At 70.2% G+C, this 17,307-nt stretch carries 15 protein-coding genes, 1 rRNA gene and 1 riboswitch; of the genes, 12 read left to right on the top strand and 4 right to left on the bottom strand.

The features are described 5' to 3' along the window. The 11 genes from rrf to ACIPSJ_RS44615 form a co-directional block, all read left to right on the top strand. A 5S ribosomal RNA gene (gene rrf / locus ACIPSJ_RS44665) occupies nt 1-95 on the top strand; the annotation flags it as partial. A gap of 112 nt (nt 96-207) precedes the next feature. Then, complete coding sequence (locus ACIPSJ_RS44660) at nt 208-816, top strand: CDP-alcohol phosphatidyltransferase family protein (protein ID WP_359216609.1); 609 nt, start codon at nt 208-210, stop codon at nt 814-816. 137 nt (nt 817-953) lie between these two features. Further along, entirely contained in the window at nt 954-3,449 is a 2,496-nt protein-coding gene (locus ACIPSJ_RS44655; protein ID WP_359216612.1) for a mannose-1-phosphate guanyltransferase, read from the top strand. A gap of 106 nt (nt 3,450-3,555) precedes the next feature. Beyond that, nucleotides 3,556-4,467 (top strand): DUF881 domain-containing protein, encoded by a 912-nt coding sequence (locus ACIPSJ_RS44650; RefSeq protein WP_401354845.1) that lies wholly within the window; start codon nt 3,556-3,558, stop codon nt 4,465-4,467. Beyond that, the gene (locus ACIPSJ_RS44645; protein ID WP_046727248.1) at nt 4,464-4,796 is read left to right on the top strand and encodes a small basic family protein; all 333 of its coding nucleotides are present in this window, start codon (nt 4,464-4,466) and stop codon (nt 4,794-4,796) included. Before ACIPSJ_RS44650 ends, ACIPSJ_RS44645 begins: the two co-directional genes overlap by 4 nt. 5 nt (nt 4,797-4,801) lie before the next feature. Continuing rightward, nucleotides 4,802-5,638: a DUF881 domain-containing protein gene (locus ACIPSJ_RS44640; protein WP_359216617.1), complete on the top strand. Its 837-nt coding sequence runs from the start codon at nt 4,802-4,804 to the stop codon at nt 5,636-5,638. 190 nt (nt 5,639-5,828) lie between these two features. Further along, nucleotides 5,829-6,659 (top strand): FHA domain-containing protein, encoded by an 831-nt coding sequence (locus ACIPSJ_RS44635; protein ID WP_359216620.1) that lies wholly within the window; start codon nt 5,829-5,831, stop codon nt 6,657-6,659. A 41-nt stretch (nt 6,660-6,700) separates the two neighbouring features. Further along, nucleotides 6,701-7,438: a MerR family transcriptional regulator gene (locus ACIPSJ_RS44630; protein WP_355714622.1), complete on the top strand. Its 738-nt coding sequence runs from the start codon at nt 6,701-6,703 to the stop codon at nt 7,436-7,438. 91 nt (nt 7,439-7,529) lie between these two features. Next, nucleotides 7,530-8,003: a bifunctional nuclease family protein gene (locus ACIPSJ_RS44625; RefSeq protein ID WP_026253112.1), complete on the top strand. Its 474-nt coding sequence runs from the start codon at nt 7,530-7,532 to the stop codon at nt 8,001-8,003. A 268-nt stretch (nt 8,004-8,271) separates the two neighbouring features. After that, nucleotides 8,272-8,916 (top strand): MerR family transcriptional regulator, encoded by a 645-nt coding sequence (locus ACIPSJ_RS44620; RefSeq protein ID WP_401354841.1) that lies wholly within the window; start codon nt 8,272-8,274, stop codon nt 8,914-8,916. Between the two features lie 110 nt (nt 8,917-9,026). After that, the gene (locus ACIPSJ_RS44615; RefSeq protein WP_401354839.1) at nt 9,027-10,397 is read left to right on the top strand and encodes a DNA polymerase IV; all 1,371 of its coding nucleotides are present in this window, start codon (nt 9,027-9,029) and stop codon (nt 10,395-10,397) included. A 234-nt stretch (nt 10,398-10,631) separates the two neighbouring features. Here the strand turns inward: ACIPSJ_RS44615 and ACIPSJ_RS44610 are convergent, their stop codons facing one another. Then, complete coding sequence (locus ACIPSJ_RS44610; protein WP_359216630.1) at nt 10,632-11,012, bottom strand: PRC-barrel domain-containing protein; 381 nt, start codon at nt 11,010-11,012, stop codon at nt 10,632-10,634. Between the two features lie 114 nt (nt 11,013-11,126). After that, nucleotides 11,127-11,221, top strand: a riboswitch (glycine riboswitch). A 175-nt stretch (nt 11,222-11,396) separates the two neighbouring features. Here ACIPSJ_RS44610 and gcvP point away from each other — a divergent pair. Further along, nucleotides 11,397-14,282, top strand: a complete 2,886-nt coding sequence (gcvP, locus tag ACIPSJ_RS44605) for an aminomethyl-transferring glycine dehydrogenase (RefSeq protein WP_401354837.1) — start codon at nt 11,397-11,399, stop codon at nt 14,280-14,282. Between the two features lie 48 nt (nt 14,283-14,330). Here the strand turns inward: gcvP and ACIPSJ_RS44600 are convergent, their stop codons facing one another. The 3 genes from ACIPSJ_RS44600 to modA are packed head-to-tail and all read right to left on the bottom strand — an operon-like array spanning nt 14,331 to nt 17,294. Beyond that, nucleotides 14,331-15,569 carry an ABC transporter ATP-binding protein gene (locus ACIPSJ_RS44600; RefSeq protein ID WP_401354835.1) on the bottom strand — a complete coding sequence of 413 codons (1,239 nt, stop codon included), beginning with the start codon at nt 15,567-15,569 and terminating at the stop codon, nt 14,331-14,333. Nucleotides 15,570-15,624: 55 nt separating this feature from the next. Beyond that, on the bottom strand, nt 15,625-16,473 hold the full coding sequence (locus ACIPSJ_RS44595; RefSeq protein ID WP_401354833.1) for an ABC transporter permease: 849 nt from the start codon (nt 16,471-16,473) through the stop codon (nt 15,625-15,627). Next, complete coding sequence (gene modA / locus ACIPSJ_RS44590) at nt 16,470-17,294, bottom strand: molybdate ABC transporter substrate-binding protein (RefSeq protein WP_401354830.1); 825 nt, start codon at nt 17,292-17,294, stop codon at nt 16,470-16,472. Before modA ends, ACIPSJ_RS44595 begins: the two co-directional genes overlap by 4 nt. Nucleotides 17,295-17,307 lie beyond the last annotated feature (13 nt).

The raw sequence follows: 17,307 nt of genomic DNA, 5'->3' as shown, positions 1-17,307 counted from the left end.
AAACGCCCGGTTACATTCCGAACCCGGAAGCTAAGCCTTACAGCGCCGATGGTACTGCAGGGGGGACCCTGTGGGAGAGTAGGACGCCGCCGAACTCCTTTTAGAGCTCTGGCTCTTGGGCAACAAGCCCAAGAGCCAGAGCTTTTTTGCGTTGAGGTAGGGTCAGGGAGCAAAGTTGGCTCGTTTCCCACCACAGGAGGCCCCCGGGTGGAGGTCCAGGAGACGCGTGTCCAGACGGACCGGGTCCTCACCATCCCGAACATCCTCAGCATGGCGCGCCTGGTCGGCGTACCCGTCTTCCTGTGGTTGATCCTCAGGCCCGAGTTCGGCGGGCCGAAGAGTGACGGCTGGGCCCTGCTGGTGCTCCTCTTCAGCGGCATCAGCGACTACCTGGACGGCAAACTAGCCCGACGCTGGAACCAGATCAGCAGCCTGGGCCGAATCCTCGACCCCGCCGCGGACCGGCTCTATGTGCTGTCGACGCTGGTCGGACTCACCTGGCGGGAGATCCTGCCGCTCTGGTTGACGGCAGCGCTCCTGCTGCGCGAACTGATGCTGTTGGTGATGGTGGGGATTCTCCGCCGGCACGGCTATCCGCCGCCGCAGGTGAACTTCCTTGGCAAGGCCGCCACGTTCAATCTGATGTACGCGTTCCCGCTCCTGCTGCTGAGTGACGGAAGCGGCTGGATCTCGTCACTCGCTGCTATTTTCGGATGGGCGTTCGCCGGGTGGGGTACAACGCTGTACTGGTGGGCAGGAGTGCTCTACGTGGTGCAGGTCCGCCGCCTGGTTCGCGCGGACGCCACAGCCGATTGAGCTCGGCGATTGTCCGGACGTAGTGACCTCGATTGCTCTCCAAGGCGCTCTCGATGGCCCACGGCGGAAAAGTGCGGGACAATCTGGACGGGTGAAGTCGGCTAGACCGTCGTCTCTTAGAGGAGGACGCTTCCGACATGAAGGCCGTCGTGATGGCCGGTGGCGAAGGCACACGCCTTCGCCCCATGACCTCAAGCATGCCCAAGCCGCTCCTGCCGGTGGTGAACCGCCCGATCATGGAGCACGTGCTACGGCTGCTCAAAAGGCATGGGCTCACCGAGACCGTTGTCACCGTTCAGTTCCTGGCATCACTGGTCAAGAACTACTTCGGGGACGGCGAAGAGCTCGGCATGGAGCTCACCTATGCCAACGAGGAGAAGCCACTCGGTACTGCCGGAAGCGTCAAGAACGCCGAAGAGGCGTTGAAGGACGATGCTTTCCTCGTCATCTCCGGCGATGCGCTGACCGACTTCGACCTCACCGAACTGATCAACTTCCACAAGGCGAAGGGCGCGCTCGTCACGGTCTGCCTGACGCGTGTGCCCAATCCCCTGGAATTCGGCATCACCATCGTCGATGAGGAGGGGAAGGTCGAGCGGTTCCTCGAGAAGCCGACCTGGGGGCAGGTCTTCTCCGACACGGTGAACACGGGCATCTATGTCATGGAGCCCGAGGTATTCGACTATGTCGAGGCCGATGTTCCGGTCGACTGGTCCGGCGATGTCTTCCCGCAATTGATGAAGGAAGGCAAGCCGATCTACGGCTATGTCGCCGAAGGCTACTGGGAGGACGTCGGCACCCACGAGTCGTATGTGAAGGCACAGGCCGACGTCCTGGAGGGCAAGGTCGACGTCGACATCGACGGCTTCGAGATATCCCCGGGCGTGTGGGTGGCCGAGGGCGCCGAGGTGCATGCGGACGCCGTGCTGCGCGGGCCGCTGTACATCGGCGACTACGCGAAGGTCGAGGCCGGCACGGAGATCCGCGAGCACACCGTCGTCGGGTCCAATGTCGTCGTGAAGAGCGGCGCCTTCCTGCACCGGGCCGTCGTCCACGACAACGTGTACGTCGGGCAGCACAGCAACCTGCGGGGCTGTGTCGTCGGGAAGAACACCGACATCATGCGGGCCGCCCGGATCGAGGACGGCGCCGTCATCGGTGACGAGTGCCTGATCGGTGAAGAATCGATCGTTCAGGGCAACGTCCGGGTCTATCCCTTCAAGACCATCGAGGCCGGCGCGTTCGTCAACACGTCGGTGATCTGGGAGTCCCGCGGGCAGGCGCATCTGTTCGGCGCCCGGGGCGTGTCCGGGATCCTGAACGTCGAGATCACGCCGGAGCTGGCGGTCCGGCTGGCCGGTGCGTACGCGACCACGCTGAAGAAGGGCTCGACCGTCACGACGGCCCGGGACCACTCCCGCGGTGCCCGTGCGCTCAAGCGGGCGGTCATCTCCGCGCTCCAGGCCAGCGCCATCGACGTACGCGACCTGGAGAACGTGCCGTTGCCCGTGGCGCGGCAGCAGACCGCCCGGGGCAGCGCCGGCGGGATCATGATCCGGACCTCGCCCGGCGTGCCCGACTCCGTCGACATCATGTTCTTCGACGGGCAGGGCGCGGACCTCTCGCAGGCCAGCCAGCGCAAGCTGGACCGGATCTTCGCGCGGCAGGAGTACCGGCGCGCGTTCCCCGGCGAGATCGGCGACCTGCACTTCCCCGCCAGCGTCTTCGATTCCTACACCGGGTCGCTACTGCGCAACGTCGACACGACCGGGATCGCCGATTCGGGCCTCAAGGTCGTCGTGGACGCGTCCAACGGCAGTGCCGGGCTGGTCCTGCCCAGCCTGCTGGGCAAGCTCGGGGTGGACTCGCTGACCGTCAACCCCGGTCTGAACGAGGCGAGGCCCACGGAGACGGCCGATCAGCGGCGATCCGGTCTGGTGCGGCTCGGCGAGATCGTGGCGTCCTCCCGGGCCGCCTTCGGCGTGCGGTTCGACCCGGTCGGTGAGCGGCTCTCGCTCGTCGACGAGAAGGGCCGCATCATCGAGGACGACCGGGCGCTGCTGGTGATGCTCGACCTGGTCGCCGCCGAGCGGCGCAGCGGGCGTGTGGCGCTTCCGGTCACCACGACCCGGATCGCCGAGCAGGTGGCCGCGTACCACGGCACCCAGGTGGAGTGGACGACCACCTCGCCCGACGACCTCACCCGCGTCGGGCGTGAGGAGGGCAGCATCTTCGGCGGTGACGGCAAGGGCGGGTTCATCGTCCCCGAGTTCAGCAGCGTGTACGACGGTACGGCGGCCTTCGTACGGCTCATCGGTCTGGTGGCGCGGACGCAGCTCACGCTGAGCCAGATCGACGCGAGGATCCCGCGGGCGCATGTCCTCAAGAAGGACCTGGCGACTCCCTGGGCTGTCAAGGGCCTGGTCATGAGGCGTGTCGTCGAGGCGGCCGGTGATCGTTTCGTCGACACGACCGACGGGGTGAGGGTCGTGGAGACCGACGGGCGCTGGGTGATGGTGCTGCCCGACCCGGCGGAGGCGGTCACCCATCTGTGGGCGGAAGGGCCCGACGACGCCTCCGCGCAGGCGCTGTTGGACGAATGGTCGGCGATCGTGGACAGCGCCGGACGGTAAAACCGCTGCACGCGTGCGTGCCGGACAAGTGTCCCCCAGGGGGCCGGTCCGGCACGCCGGTGGGGCCATTCGGAGGTACCGGTCGCAACGTGCGACGATGTGCGGCATGCCGCAGCAACCCCCCGTTCGGAGCAGCGCCTCCCGGCCGTCGCGCCCGGACGCCTCCATGTCGTTGATCACCAACGTCATGGACCACAGCCTCGACGACGGATACGCCGAGGCGGCGGCGCGCAAGCGGGCCCGGGGTGAGGGCGCCGGCATGCCGAAGACCCTCCGGGCCAGGCTGGGCCTCGCCGGCGGTCTGGTGCTGGCGGCGCTCGTGGTGACCGTGGGAGCGGCGCAGGCGCGGGTGACGGCACCCGTCGTGGCCAAGGAGCGCCAGGAGCTCATCGACCGCATCGACCGTGAGACGGCGAGCGCCGACAAGCTGGAGACCAACGTCGACAAGCTGCGTGACGACGTCAGCGCCCGCCAGCGCGCGGCGCTGAAGGAGAGCGGCGGCAGCGGCCAGGCGGACCTGGTGGGCATCCTGTCCGGCGCCACCGCGGTGCACGGCCCCGGGGTGAAGCTGGTGGTGAACGACGCCAAGGAGGCGTCCTCCGGCGGGGACGCCAGCAACCCCCGTGAGACCTCGGGTTTCTCCGACACCGGCCGGGTCCGTGACCACGACATGCAGCGCGTCGTGAACGGGCTGTGGGCCTCGGGCGCCGAGGCGATCTCCATCAACGGGCAGCGGCTGACGGCCCTGTCCGCGATCAGGGCAGCGGGAGACGCGATACTGGTCGACAACAGGCCGCTGGTACCGCCGTACACGGTGCTGGCGGTGGGGGACGGGGAGAGGCTCGGCTCCAGGTTCCAGGACAGCCCGGACGGGCTCTACCTGCACGCGCTGGAGCAGAACTTCGACATCAGGGCGACGATCTCCACGGAGAGCGACGTCCGGCTGCCCGCCGCACCGAGTGTGATCGTACGTACGGCAGAGCCGTACACGGAGAAGACTGAGAAGGGCACATCGTGATCGCCGTACTTGGCCTCGTCGTGGGCGTCGTGGCCGGACTGTTGGTCCGTCCTGAGGTTCCGGCGGTCGTCGAGCCGTATCTGCCGATCGCCGTCGTCGCGGCGCTCGACGCCGTCTTCGGCGGGTTGCGGGCCATGCTCGACGGGATCTTCGACGACAAGGTATTCGTGGTGTCGTTCCTGTCGAACGTGGTGGTGGCCGCGCTGATCGTCTTCCTGGGCGACAAGTTGGGTGTGGGCTCGCAGCTGTCCACGGGTGTCGTCGTGGTCCTCGGTATCCGTATCTTCTCCAACGCCGCGGCGATCCGGCGGCACGTCTTCCGGGCGTGAGTGGCATGAGCGAGCACGAGAAGCGGCCGGAGAACGGGCTGCGCAGAGAACTTCCCGCCGAGGTGGCCCCTACGGTGCCGGAGTCCGACGGCACCGCCGAGGCGCGGCCGGACGCCGGGCTCACCGGCCGGCGCCGGCTGGTCCAGGGGCTGTGGCCGCCGCGGGTCAGCCGCGCGCAACTGATCGTCGCCGTGCTGCTGTTCGGGCTCGGATTCGGGCTCGCCGTGCAGGTGGCGTCGAACAGTGACAGCGACAGCGCGCTGCGCGGGGCCCGTCAGGAAGATCTTGTCCGCATTCTCGATGAACTGGATTCGCGTACTCAACGTCTTGAGGACGAGAAGACAGGACTCGAGAAGCAGCGCCAGGAGTTGCAGAGCAGCTCCGACCAGGCGGCGGAGGCACGGAAGCAGACGGCCGAGAAGGAGAGACAACTCGGCATTCTGGCGGGCACCGTCGCGGCGCAGGGTCCTGGCATCACGATGACGGTCGACGACCCGAAGGGCACGGTGCAGGCGGACATGCTGCTCGACGCGATCCAGGAGCTGCGCGCGGCCGGCGCGGAGGCGATCCAGGTCAACGGGGTGCGGGTGATCGCCGGCACCTACCTCACCGACTCCGGGAAGAGCGTGAGCGTCGACGGGAACAAGATCACCCAACCGTTCGTTTTCAAGGTGATCGGCAAGCCGCAGGATCTCGAACCGGCTCTCAACATCCCCGGAGGCGTGGTGCAGACCCTTGAGAAGGAACAGGCGACTGTGACCGTCGAGCGGTCGGCCAAGATCGTCGTGGATGCCTTGCGACCGGCGAAGCAGCCTGACTACGCTCGGTCGTCCTCACAGTGAACCGGCGGTGCATGGGGGACATCCGGTGGGGGCATGAGGATGCGGGGGGTCGGCGCACCGGGGAGCCGGTGCGTGGTGGAAACTGTCTGGTGGATACGGACGTTGTGTGGTTGTCCGGGTCGGCCGGTTTATTCAGTCAGGGTTCGTCCTGCCCCACGGGCGGGTCTGTTTCGGTCAAGGGGAATCGCCCGTGAAGTTGTTTGCGAAGTTGTTCGGCAAGAGTGCGCGAGAGGACAGCGGCAACGCGACCGCTCGCCATCGGGCACAGCCCGACGCGGAGGGCCAGCGCCCGCTGTTCCGGGACCAGGTGGCTGGTCCGGGGGGTGACATTTCGGGAGGTCAGGGCGCGCCGTCAGTTGACCCGTCCCAGTCCGGCGGCATAGGTTTCGGGCAACCGTCAACCTCAGGTGCGGGTGGAGGGTTTGCCTCCGACCCGTACGCGTCCAACGCCCCGGCGGGGCAGCCGCGGCAGGAGGATCCGTCCATGTCGGCCCTGGTTTGTACGAGGTGCGGTAACCGCAACGCGGAGAACGCCCGCTTCTGTTCCAACTGCGGTGCCCCGCTGCGCGCGGGCGCCGTCCCCGAGCGGGCGTCGGAGACGACGTCCACGATCTCGATCTCCGGCCTTGAGGCCTACGACGCCGAGGTCACCGGGCAGACCCAGATGCCGTCGCTCTCGCCCGAGGCGCAGGCCGCGGTCGACGCGCTGCCGCTCGGCTCCGCGCTGCTGGTCGTGCGCCGCGGTCCCAACTCGGGCAGCCGCTTCCTGCTGGACAGCGACCTGACCACGGCCGGCCGCCACCCGCAGAGCGACATCTTCCTGGACGACGTGACGGTCTCCCGTCGCCACGTGGAGTTCCGCCGCCAGCCGGACGGCTCGTTCACGGTGGCCGACGTGGGCAGCCTCAACGGCACGTACGTCAACCGGGAGCGCATCGACCAGGTCGCTCTGTCGAACGGCGACGAGGTCCAGATCGGTAAGTACCGGCTGGTCTTCTACGCGAGCCGGCAGGGCATCTGACCCTCCGGACCTCGTCCGGGGGATCCCAGGGAAGAAGGTCCATGCTGCACACACCGAGCGGCGGTACCGGTCACGGCACCGCCGCCACGGAAACCGGGCTGATGAGTATCGGCACGGTGCTGAACGTGCTGCGCGACGAGTTCCCCGAAGTCACCATCTCCAAGATCCGCTTCCTGGAGTCGGAGGGGCTGATCGAGCCGCGCCGGACCCCTTCCGGGTACCGGAAGTTCAGCGCCAAGGACGTGGAACGCCTCGGACACGTCCTGCGGATGCAGCGGGACCACTATCTGCCGCTCAAGGTCATCCGGGAGCATCTGGACGCCATGGAGCGCGGTGAGGCCGTCCAGCTGCCCGTCGTGGGGCGGCAGCGGGACGGCGAGGCCGTGCCGATGGTTCCCGAGGTGCCGGCGGTGGCGCGGATCGGGCGGGACGAGCTGCTCGCGGCCGCCGAGATCGACGAGAGCTGTCTGGTGGAGTGGGAGTCGTACGGGCTGATCGCTCCCCTGGAGGACGGCGTGTACGACGCCGAGACGGTCACCGTGGCCGTGCTCGTCGCCGAACTGGGCCGGTTCGGGATCGAACCGCGCCATCTGCGGGTGATGAAGGCCGCCGCCGACCGCGAGGCCGGACTGGTGGACCAGGTGGTGGCCCCGCTCAAACGCCACCGCAACCCGCAGACCAGGGCCCATGCCGAGGCCCGTACGAAGGAGCTGGCGGTGCTCACGGTGAAGCTGCACGCCGCACTGGTGCAGACCGCACTCGGGGTGCGGCTGCCGTGAGTACCACGACAGGACCCGGGCGGAGGCCGGATCGGGCGCGCGTTCCGGGCCCGACTACCCAAACGTCCCGGGCACGGCCTAGGGTTGCTGTGTGAACGAGCTCGATGTCGTAGGTGTCCGGGTGGAAATGCCCTCCAACCAACCGATCGTGCTCCTGCGCGAAGTGGGAGGCGACCGCTACCTCCCCATCTGGATCGGGCCGGGGGAGGCGACGGCGATCGCCTTCGCCCAGCAGGGCATGGCCCCCGCGCGACCGCTGACCCACGACCTGTTCAAGGACGTGCTGGAGGCCGTCGGCCAGGAGCTCACCGAAGTGCGCATCACGGACCTGCGTGAGGGCGTCTTCTACGCGGAGCTGGTGTTCGCCAGCGGCGTCGAGGTGAGCGCCCGCCCGTCCGACGCGATAGCGCTGGCGCTGCGCACCGGAACGCCGATCTACGGCAGTGACACGGTGCTGGACGACGCGGGCATCGCGATCCCGGACGAGCAGGAGGACGAGGTGGAGAAGTTCCGCGAGTTCCTCGACCAGATCTCGCCCGAGGACTTCGGCACCAGCAGCCAGTGAGGCACCGGGAGCGGCCCGTTACCTACCGGAAGGTCGGTGACGGGCCGGTTCGTGACTGGTCACGGCCGCGATTCATGGGCAATTGCCAGCGGCCGTTGAGAGCGTCCTACGGCTTCCCGCCAGAGCATTCGGCTAGCCTTTCCCCGCGGTGGGGCACGGGAAACCACTCCTAGGGTGATTATCACTCGGCGTGCCGAGTGTGGCGATCGTTGACGCACCCCTGGTGACTGCCTACCGTCGAGAAGGCAGGTCAAGGACGGAGGTCGGCGTGAGAAGCAGCGGCGACGGTACGGCTGGGGGTGCCCCGGGACACGGTCTCGGGGAGAGCGGTCCGTACCCGCTTCAGAGCAACACCGCCGGTCACGCTCCGCAGCGGCCGACGGCAGTGCCGAGCGGCGGAGGGGCGGCGTCCATGTCGACCGAGGAGATCGGCTACCGCGGGCCCACGGCCTGTGCGGCGGCCGGCATCACCTACCGGCAACTCGACTACTGGGCCCGCACCGGCCTGGTCGAGCCCAGTGTGCGGCCCGCCTACGGGTCGGGCACGCAGCGTCTGTACAGCTTCCGGGACGTCGTCGTCCTGAAGATCGTCAAGCGCTTCCTGGACACCGGGGTGTCGCTCCAGAACATCCGCACCGCGGTCCAGCACCTTCGGGAACGCGGTTTCCGCGACCTGGAGCGCATGACCCTCATGAGCGACGGCGCCACGGTCTACGAGTGCACCTCCCCGGACGAGGTGCACGCCCTGCTCCAGGGCGGTCAGGGCATCTTCGGGATCGCGGTCGGCGTGGTGTGGCGGGACGTGGAGAGCGCTCTCTCCCAGCTGCACGGCGAGCGCGTCGACACCGGCGAGACGCTCGTCGGGCACAACCCCGCGGACGAGCTGGCCCGGCGGCGCAACCGGGCGGTCTGAAAGCCTGGCCCGAAGGCCCTTGAGCCCTCCGAGCCCTCTGAGTCCCTTGTGATGCCCCGGCACGGGTCCGTGCCGGGGCATTGTCAGTGGCGTGGTGCAGCATCGGAGATGTGAGAAACGCGCCCACGATCCTGCATCTCGACATGGATGCCTTCTTCGCCTCGGTGGAGCAGGCGTCCAAGCCGAGCCTGCGCGGGAAGGCCGTGGTCGTGGGCGGGCTCGGACCACGTGGCGTGGTGGCCACCGCGTCGTACGAGGCCCGGGTCTTCGGGGTGCACTCCGCGATGCCCATGGCCCAGGCGCGGCGGCTGACGCCGAACGCCGCGTATCTGGTGCCGCGCTTCGCCCTCTACCGGTCGATCAGCGAGCAGGTGATGGGACTGCTGCGCGAGCTGTCGCCGCTGGTGGAGCCCTTGAGCCTGGACGAGGCGTTCGTGGACCTGGAGGCCGGTGAGGCGGCCTCGGACGCGGCGTCGGCACGCCTGGCGGGGGAGAGGCTGCGCGCGGACATACGCGCCGTCACGGGGCTCTCCGGGTCCGTCGGGCTCGCCGCGTCCAAGATGCTCGCGAAGATCGCCTCCGAGCAGGCCAAGCCGGACGGTCTGGTGCTGATCGAGCCCGGCACCGAGCGGGCCATGCTGGGGCCGATGCCGGTAAGGACCCTGCCGGGGGTGGGGCCGGCGACGGGGGACCATCTGCGGCGGGCCGGGATCACCACGGTCGAGGAGATCGCCGAGGCGGGGGAGGACGAGCTGGTACGGCTGCTGGGCAGGGCCCACGGGCACGCGCTGTACGCGATGGCGCTCGCGCACGACGAGCGGCCGGTGGTGGCCGAGCGGGAGACCAAGTCGGTGTCGGTCGAGGACACGTACGACGTGGACATCCATGACCGGGTGCGGGTGGGTCTTGAGGTGCAGCGGCTGGCCGACCGGTGCGTGCGGCGGCTGCGGGGGGCCGGGCTGTCCGGGCGGACGATCGTGCTGAAGGTGCGGCGGTACGACTTCTCGACGCTGACCCGGTCCGAGACGCTCCGGGGGCCCACCGACGATCCGGCGGTGGTGCGGGAGGCGGCCGCCCGGCTGCTGGACTCGGTGGACACGACGGGGGGTGTGCGGTTGCTGGGGGTGGGGGTGTCGGGGCTGGCCGACTACACGCAGGAGGACCTGTTCGCGCAGGCGGCGGCCGGGGAGGCGGGGGAGCCGGTGCTGGAGGAGGACGTCGCGGAGCCGGTCGCCGAGCAGGAGGCGGCGGCCGAGCGGCGGTGGCCCGCGGGGCACGATGTGCGGCATGCCGAGTACGGGCACGGGTGGGTGCAGGGGAGCGGGCTGGGGCGGGTGACGGTGCGGTTCGAGACGCCGGCGTCGGTGGGGCCGGGGAGGGTGCGGACGTTTCGGGTCGACGATCCCGCGCTGGAGCCTGCGGAGCCGTTGCCGTTGGTGGCGGGAGGGGAGGGGGTTCCCGTGGAGGGGGTTGGGGCGTGACCGGGGTGGGGCTGGGGCCGGGGTTTCGCTCGCCCGCGCTCGCGGGGTGCCGCTGCGCCCACCCGTGCCGCCCCTAGCGGCACGCATGCCCGCAGCGGGGAAGCCGGCGGCAGCGCTGCACGCATGCGCGCAGCTGGGTGGCCCGCGGCGGCTGAGTGGCCTAGCGGGCAGCGGAGTGGGCCGGCGGCTGGGGGGCAGCTGGGTAAGGGCGGCGGCTGGGGGCCGGCTTTGGGGTTATGCGTCGGCGTCCTCGGTGCCTGCCAGTTTGCCGAAGTGGTGGTCGGGGTGGGGTGGGGGTGGGGTGGTCGTGTCGAGGCCGTAGTGGTGGTAGAGCTGGAGTTCCTGTTCGGGGGAGAGGTGGCGGCCGACGCCGAAGTCGGGGGCGTCTTTGATCAGGGCGCGGTCGAAGGGGACCTGGAGGGTGCCTTCGACCAGTTCGCTGGGCTCCAGGGGCACGAAGGCGTCCCGGGAGAACAGGCCGGTGCGTATGGCCGCCCACTCCGGCACGCCCGTCGCGTCGTCGAGGTACACCTCGTCGATCGTGCCGATCTTCGTGCCGTTGCGGTCGAACGCCTTGCGGCCGATCAGGTTGCGCGGATCGATGTCGGTCTCCACGGGCCCTCCACTTGGTCGCAACTCATCCGTAAGCACTACAAAAGAGCACATTCAAGGAGGCGGCCACTCGAAGACCCTGGTGTTGCCCTCGCTGGTAGGCTGGCAAGCGGCTGCTGACCCCGTGCGGGAGAGTCCTCCGGACATTCCGGAGGCGCCGAAGGAGCAACTCCTCCCCGGAATCTCTCAGGCTCACGTACCGCACGGACGAGGTCACTCTGGAAAGCAGGGCGGATGTCGACACGTTCGCTCTCACCGACGGTGAAAGCCGGGAGTCCGCAGGACACCCGGTGAAGCTCTCAGGTTGAGATGACAGAGGGGGAGGCCGTCGGGGTACCCGCGCCGGGGTACCCCTCGAAGGTCGCTTCAGACCAGGAGGCCTCCGCAATGACCGTCCACCGCCCTTCGCTCTCCGAACTCGAACAGGGGATTCCGTTCGAGCAGCGTCACATCGGGCCCGACCAGGAGGCGCGGGCCAAGATGCTCGCGCAGGTCGGGTACGGCTCGCTGGACGAGCTGACGGCCGCCGCCGTGCCGGACGTGATCAAGAACGCCGACCGTCTGGAGCTGCCGGGCGCTCGCACCGAGGCCGAGGTACTGGCCGAGCTGCGCTCGCTGGCCGATCGCAACCAGGTGCTCGGCTCCATGATCGGACTGGGGTACTACGGCACCTTCACGCCGCCCGTCATCCTGCGCAACGTGATGGAGAACCCCGCCTGGTACACGGCCTACACGCCGTACCAGCCGGAGATCTCGCAGGGCCGCCTGGAAGCGCTGCTGAACTTCCAGACCGTGGTCGCCGACCTCACCGGGCTGCCCACCTCCGGTGCCTCGCTGCTCGACGAGGGCACCGCAGCCGCCGAGGCCATGGCCCTGTCGCTGCGCATGGGCAAGAACAAGAAGGGCGTCTTCGTCATCGACGCGGACGTCCTCCCGCAGACCATCGCCGTGATCCAGACGCGTGCGGAGCCGACGGGCGTGGAGGTCGTGGTCGCCGACCTCACCGACGGCGTTCCGGCGGACCTCGCCGCGCGGGAGATCAACGGCGTGCTCGTCCAGTACCCGGGCGCCTCCGGGGCCGTACGCGACATCAAGGCGCTCGTCGAGCAGGCGCACGGGCTGGGCGCCCTGGTCACCGTCGCCGCCGACCTGCTCGCGCTGACCCTGCTCACCTCGCCGGGCGAGCTGGGCGCCGACATCGCCGTCGGCACGACCCAGCGGTTCGGTGTGCCGATGGGCTTCGGCGGGCCGCACGCCGGGTACATGGCGGTCCGCGAGAAGTTCGCCCGCAGCCTGCCCGGGCGGCTCGTGGGCGTGTCCGTGGACGCGGACGGGAACAAGGCGTACCGGCTGGCGCTCCAGACCCGTGAGCAGCACATCCGCCGGGAGAAGGCCACCAGCAACATCTGCACCGCACAGGTGCTGCTCGCCGTGATGGCCGGTATGTACGCCGTCTACCACGGACCCGAGGGGCTGCGGGCGATCGCGCGGCGGACCCACCGGTACGCCACCATCCTCGCTGCCGGGCTGAAGGCCGGCGGGGTCGAGATCGTGCACGGCGCCTACTTCGACACCCTCACCGCGCGCGTGCCCGGCAAGGCCGCCGAGATCGTCGCCGCCGCCCGCGCGGGCGGCGTCAACCTGCGGCTCGTCGACGCCGACCAGGTCTCCATGGCCTGCGACGAGACCACCACCCGCGCCCAGCTGGGTGCCGTGTGGACGGCGTTCGGGGTCGCCGGCGACGTCGAGGCGCTGGACGCGGCCGCCGAGGACACGCTGCCGGAGGCGCTGCTGCGCACCGACGGCTACCTCACCCACCCCGTCTTCCAGCAGCACCGCTCCGAGACCGCGATGCTGCGCTACCTGCGCCGGCTCGCCGACCGGGACTACGCCCTGGACCGGGGCATGATCCCGCTCGGCTCCTGCACCATGAAGCTCAACGCGACCACCGAGATGGAGCCGGTCACCTGGCCCGAGTTCGGTCAGCTGCACCCCTTCGCGCCCGCCGAGCAGGCCGAGGGCTATCTGACGCTCATCCGTGAGCTGGAGGAGCGGCTCGCCGAGGTCACCGGGTACGACAGGGTGTCCCTGCAGCCCAACGCCGGGTCGCAGGGCGAGCTGGCCGGACTGCTCGCCGTACGCGCGTACCACCGCGCCAACGGCGACGCGCAGCGGACCGTGTGTCTGATTCCGTCGTCCGCCCATGGCACCAACGCCGCCAGTGCGGTGATGGCGGGCATGAAGGTCGTCGTCGTGAAGACCGCCGAGGACGGCGAGATCGACGTCGAGGACCTGCGGGCGAAGATCGAGCAGCACCGGGACGAGCTGGCGGTGCTGATGATCACCTACCCGTCCACCCACGGGGTGTTCGAGGAGCATGTCGCGGACATCTGCGGCCAGGTGCACGAGGCCGGCGGCCAGGTGTACGTCGACGGCGCCAACCTCAACGCGCTGGTCGGACTGGCCAAGCCGGGGTACTTCGGCGGGGACGTCTCGCACCTCAACCTGCACAAGACCTTCTGCATCCCGCACGGCGGCGGCGGTCCGGGCGTCGGTCCGGTCGCGGTGCGCGCGCACCTGGCGCCGTACCTGCCGAACCACCCGCTGCAGCCCGCCGCCGGGCCGGAGACGGGCGTCGGGCCCATCTCGGCCGCGCCGTGGGGCTCCGCCGGGATCCTGCCGATCTCCTGGGCCTACGTCCGGCTCATGGGCGGTGAGGGACTGAAGCGGGCCACGCAGGTGGCCGTGCTCAGCGCCAACTACGTCGCCAAGCGGCTGGAGCCGCACTTCCCCGTGCTCTACACCGGGCCCGGCGGGCTGGTCGCGCACGAGTGCATCATCGATCTGCGGCCGCTGACCAAGGCGACCGGGGTGAGCGTCGACGACGTCGCCAAGCGCCTCATCGACTACGGCTTCCACGCGCCGACGATGTCCTTCCCGGTGGCCGGCACGCTGATGATCGAGCCGACCGAGTCCGAGGACCTCGGCGAGCTGGACCGGTTCTGCGAGGCGATGATCGCGATCCGCGCGGAGATCGACAAGGTCGGGGCGGGGCAGTGGGCCGCCGACGACAACCCGCTGCGGGGCGCGCCGCACACCGCGGCCGCGCTGGGCGGGGAGTGGAAGCACGAGTACACCCGTGAGGAGGCCGTCTTCCCGGGCGGGGTGTCCGTCGCCGACAAGTACTGGCCGCCGGTGCGCCGGATCGACCAGGCCTTCGGTGACCGGAACCTGGTCTGCTCCTGCCCGCCGCTGGACGCGTACGAGGACTGACGCGCCACGTACGGCAGAGGCCCCGCTTCGGCGGGGCCTCCCGTGTGTCTACGCCGGGTACGCGTGCGTCTGGGTCGCCTTCACCGTCGCCCAGACCGGGGCGCCCGGATGCAGGTCCAGGTCGGCTGCGGCGACCGTGGTGAGGTCGGCGGCGAGCGGAAGCTCGCCGGTCAGGTCGGCGCGGATCTGGTCGCCGTGGGTCTCCAGCCCCGCGACCTCGCAGCGCCAGAGGTTGCGGGCGCTGGCGCCGGTCGGGCGGTCCCGGAAGAGGGTGACGGCGCTCGGCGGGAACGCGACGAAGACCTCACCGGAGAGGTCTTCGGTGGTGGTGATCGCGGGGCCCGTTTCCAGCTTGACCGTGTGGCCCTCGGCCCGGCCCCGGTAGAGGTTCAGGCCGACCAGGTGGGCGATGTAGTCGGTGCGCGGGTGGCGGGCGATGTCGGCGGGGGTGCCTTCCTGGACGACCCGGCCCTCCTCAATGACGATCAGCCGGTCGGCCAGCACCATGGCGTCCAGCGGGTCGTGCGTGACCAGGACGGCCACGGCCTCGAACTCGGCCAGATGGCGGCGGAGTTGGGACCGTACGTCCAGGCGGGTGCGGGCGTCGAGGGCCGCGAGGGGCTCGTCCAGGAGGAGGAGCCGGGGGCGGGTGGCCAGGGCGCGGGCCAGGGCGACGCGCTGGGCCTGGCCGCCGGAGAGGCGGCGGGGTTTGACGCCGGCGTGCTCGGTGAGGCCCATGCGGTCCAGCCAGGTGGCCGCCTGCGCGCGGGACTCGGCCTTCGTCGCGCCGTGGCAGCGGGGGCCGAAGGCGACGTTGTCGAGGGCCGTGAGGTGGGGGAAGAGGAGGTAGTCCTGGAAGACGACGCCCACCGGGCGGGATTCGGGGGGTGTGCGGTCCAGTTCCGTGCCGTCGAGGTGGAGATGGCCGGCGGTGAGGTGGGTGAGGCCGGCCAGGGCGCGCAGGGCGGTGGTCTTGCCGGCGCCGTTGGGGCCGAGGAGGGCGACGACCTCGCCGGGGGCGGCGGTGAGGGTGATGTCGAGGTGGAAGGCGGGGCGGGTGACGACGAGGTGGGCGTGCAGGCCGGTGGGGTGTGCGTGCGGGTGCGGGTGCGGGTGTGTGGGGGGTACCCGGCCTTCGGCCGGGTCGGGGTTCCCACCCGCACCGCCCGTGCGGGTATCAGGGGCGGGTGCGGGTGGCCCCTGTGGAGGCTGCGCGCCGTCGGCGGCCGCGGGTAGTGCGCGGGAAGGGCGTGCGCCGTCGGGGGCTTCGGACTCGGGGGGTGTCATCGGGTGGATGTCCAGCGGGAGGTCGTCGAGGGTGCCGTCGTCCGGCGGATCGTGCTCATGATGCCGTCATCCATCGGTCCCGCAACCCCGCGAGGACCGCGATCGACACGGTCAGCAGGACCAGGCTGAGGGCGATGGCCGCCTCGGGGTCGTTCTGGAGGGCGAGGTAGACGGCGAGGGGCATGGTCTGGGTGCGGCCGGGGAAGTTGCCGGCGAAGGTGATGGTGGCGCCGAACTCGCCGAGGGCGCGGGCCCAGGCGAGGACCGCGCCGGCCGCGATGCCGGGGGCGATGAGGGGGAGCGTGACCCGGCGGAAGGCCGTGAAGCGGGAGGCGCCCAGGGTGGTGGCCGCCTCCTCGTAGCGGGGGTCGGCGGCCCGGAGCGTGCCCTCGACGCTGATCACCAGGAAGGGCATGGCCACGAAGGACTCGGCGACCACCACACCGGCCGTGGTGAAGGGGAGGGTGATGCCGAACCAGGCGTCGAGCCACTGGCCGACCACCCCGTTGCGGCCCAGGGCGAGCAGCAGGGCCACGCCGCCGACCACCGGGGGGAGGACCAGGGGGAGGGTGACCAGGGCGCGGACGAAACCCCGGCCGGGGAACTCGGTGCGGGCCAGCAGCCAGGCCAGGGGGACGCCCAGCACCAGGCTCACGGCCGTCGCCGCCGTCGCGCTGAGCAGGGAGAGCTGGAGGGCCTGCCACACCTCCGTGCTGGTCAGCAGGGACGGCAGGCTGCTCCAGGGGGCCCGCACCAGCAGGGCGACCAGCGGCAGCAGCAGGAACGCCAGAGCTGCCGCTCCGGGGAGGAGGAGCGGCAGCGGCACGGACGTGCGGACGCGCCGGCGCCGGGGACCGCCCGCGAGGGTGTCGGCCGCGGCGCCGGGCGCGTCGGACTTCGTCACGGCTTGAGGAAGCCCGCGTCGGTCAGGACCTGCTGGCCCTCGGCGGACTGGACGAGGGCGATGAACGCCTTGGCCACGGCCGGGTTCGGGGCGTCCTTCAGCAGGGTGATCGGGTAGTCGTTGATGGCGTTCGCGGACTCCGGGAACTCCACGCCCTCGACCTTGCTGCCCGCGGCCTTCACGTCGGTCTTGTAGACGACCGCCGCGTCGGCCTCCTTGAGGACCACCTTGTTGAGGGCGGACTTCACGTCCTCCTCGTAGGAGACCGGGGTCAGCTTGAGCTTGCTGGCGTCCAGCGCCTTCTGGGCGGCGGCGCCGCACGGCACCGTCTTGTCACAGAGGACGACCTTGAGCGAGGACTTGGTGAGGTCCTTCAGGGAGGAGATCTTGTCGGGGTTGCCCGGCAGGGTGGCGATCTCCAGCTGGTTGCGGACGAAGGTGGCCGGGGCGGTGGCGTTGTCCTTCTTGTCCGTCACGATCGCCATGGTCTTGGGGCTCGCGGAGGCGAAGACGTCGGCCGGCGCACCGCTGGTGATCTGCGCGGCGAGGGTGTCACTGCCGCCGAAGCTGAAGTTGACCGTGGTGCCGGGGTGCGCCTTCTCGAAGTCGGCCTTCAGCGTGGTGAAGCTCTCCTTGAGGGAGGCCGCGGCGAACACGGTGATCGAGCCCGACAGCTTGGGCGACGCGGACGACGAGGTGTCCGACTTCGTCTTCGCGGACGAGCCGTCCGAGGACGAGCAGGCGCTCAGGGCCAGCAGGGCCGCGACCGAGGCACCGGCCAGATGGAGCGTCCGCCGGGTCCGGCGGACGGAACGGGTCATCACGAGTGAACTC

This window comes from Streptomyces sp. NPDC090088 (genome assembly GCF_044747345.1).
In the GTDB taxonomy this organism is placed as follows: Bacteria; Actinomycetota; Actinomycetes; order Streptomycetales; family Streptomycetaceae; genus Streptomyces.
Note: the sequence above shows the minus strand (reverse complement) of the source record. Positions and strands in the feature narration are given on the sequence as shown.